Below are 1,846 nucleotides of genomic sequence, written 5' to 3'. Positions count from 1 at the left end.
CAAGAAGCATTTTTTGAGTCGCGGCATATCTGACCGTCAGTTGTACAATAAAACGGTTGTATTCTGCGACACTTGCTGTGATCGAGCGTTATACGTTGCCTGAGATGGGCAACTTGTGGACTGACACCTATAAACTGAAAACTTGGCTCCAGGTTGAAATTGCAGTCTGTGAAGCCCAAGCTGAACTCGGTTATATTCCAACCCAGGCGGTAGAGGAAATTAAGGCAAAGGCTAATTTTGACCCGAAGCGGGTGCTAGAAATTGAGGCTGAAGTCCGCCACGATATGATCGCCTTCTTGACAAACGTCAATGAATATGTAGGCGATGCGGGACGCTACATTCACCTGGGATTAACCAGTTCGGATGTGCTTGATACAGCTTTGGCGCTGCAACTGGTCGCCAGTTTGGATGTGTTGCTGACAGGGGTAGAGGATTTGATTGCAGCGATTCGCACTCAAGCACAGCAGCATAAGAATACGGTGATGATTGGGCGATCGCACGGCATTCATGCGGAACCGATTACATTTGGCTTTAAGCTAGCGGGATGGTTGGCAGAAGTATTGCGATCGCGCGATCGCCTTCAGCGTCTTCGCAAAGAAATTGCCGTTGGCAAGATTTCCGGTGCAGTCGGAACCTATGCCAATATTGAGCCGAGAGTTGAAGCGATCGCTTGCCAAAAACTGGGACTCGAACCGGATACAGCATCGACGCAAGTAATTTCGCGCGATCGCCATGCCGACTTTGTACAAACTTTGGCTTTAGTGGCTGCCTCGATTGAGCGATTTGCGGTCGAAATTCGCAACTTGCAACGCACGGATGTCCTAGAAGTCGAAGAATTCTTCTCTAAGGGACAAAAAGGCTCCTCTGCGATGCCGCACAAGCGCAATCCGATTCGTTCGGAGCGACTGACAGGGATGGCACGAGTTGTCCGGGGTCATGCTGTTGCAGCTTTGGAAAATGTCGCCCTTTGGCACGAACGAGATATCTCTCACAGTTCCGTGGAGCGGATGATCCTGCCCGATTCCTGCACCATAACGCACTTCATGTTAGCGGAAATAACCGATTTGGTGAAAAACCTGCTGGTTTATCCCGAAAACATGGAACGGAATATGAATTGTTACGGCGGCGTTGTCTTCAGCCAGCGAGTCATGCTGACGCTGGTAGAAAAAGGAATGAGCCGCGAGGATGCCTATGCAACGGTGCAGTCTTGCGCTCATCAAGCGTGGAATAAAACCGATGGCAATTTCCACGATTTGATTGCCAAAGATAGCCGGGTGACGCAGCATCTTTCTTCAGAAGAAGTTGAGGCGTGTTTCGCTCCGCAGCATCATTTGCAGCATTTAGAGGAGATTTATCAACGTTTGGGGATTTGAGGAACCGCGAAGACGCGTTGGCGTAGCCTGCGCGTTAGCGCTTAGGACACGAAGGAAGAAAGAGAAGAAGAACACGCTTCTTTTTCTTCCTTCGCGCTATGCAGCGTCTTTGCGGTTTATTCCCGTTCCACCCTGTACCCCAAATCTGCTAAATGTAATCGAGACTGCCGCCATTTCGGCTGCACTTTCACAAACAACTCCAAATAAACTTTCCCGGCAATTAACTTTTGGATTTGTTCGCGGGCGGTGCTTCCAATCGCTTTGAGCATCGTTCCGCCTTTGCCAATCAAAATCCCCTTTTGCGAGTCGCGTTCAACATAGATAGTGGCGAGAAGGCGAGTAATCGTCGGTTCTTCCTCCACCATGTCAATCGTAACGGCGACTGAGTGGGGAACTTCTTCGCGGGTTAGCAGCAAAATTTGTTCTCGAATCAGTTCCCCCATGATGAAGCGTTCCGGCTGGTCGGTAACATA

Annotated in this window: 2 protein-coding genes; one reads left to right on the top strand and one right to left on the bottom strand. The window is 49.8% G+C overall.

Features of this window, described 5'->3' with window-relative positions; translation table 11 throughout:
* Nucleotides 1-77 precede the first annotated feature (77 nt).
* A complete protein-coding gene (gene purB / locus H6F50_RS00085) occupies nucleotides 78-1,373 on the top strand; it encodes an adenylosuccinate lyase (RefSeq protein WP_190424909.1) in 1,296 nt (431 codons plus the stop codon).
* A gap of 116 nt (nucleotides 1,374-1,489) precedes the next feature.
* Here purB and era read toward each other — a convergent pair.
* Nucleotides 1,490-1,846 (bottom strand): GTPase Era (gene era / locus H6F50_RS00080; RefSeq protein ID WP_190424907.1); only part of this gene is annotated, 357 nt, incomplete at its 5' end.

Source organism: Coleofasciculus sp. FACHB-712, assembly GCF_014695635.1.
Lineage (GTDB): Bacteria > Cyanobacteriota > Cyanobacteriia > Cyanobacteriales > FACHB-T130 > FACHB-T130.
The sequence above is the reverse complement of the archived record's forward strand: the minus strand, read 5'-3'. Positions and strand labels throughout refer to the sequence as shown.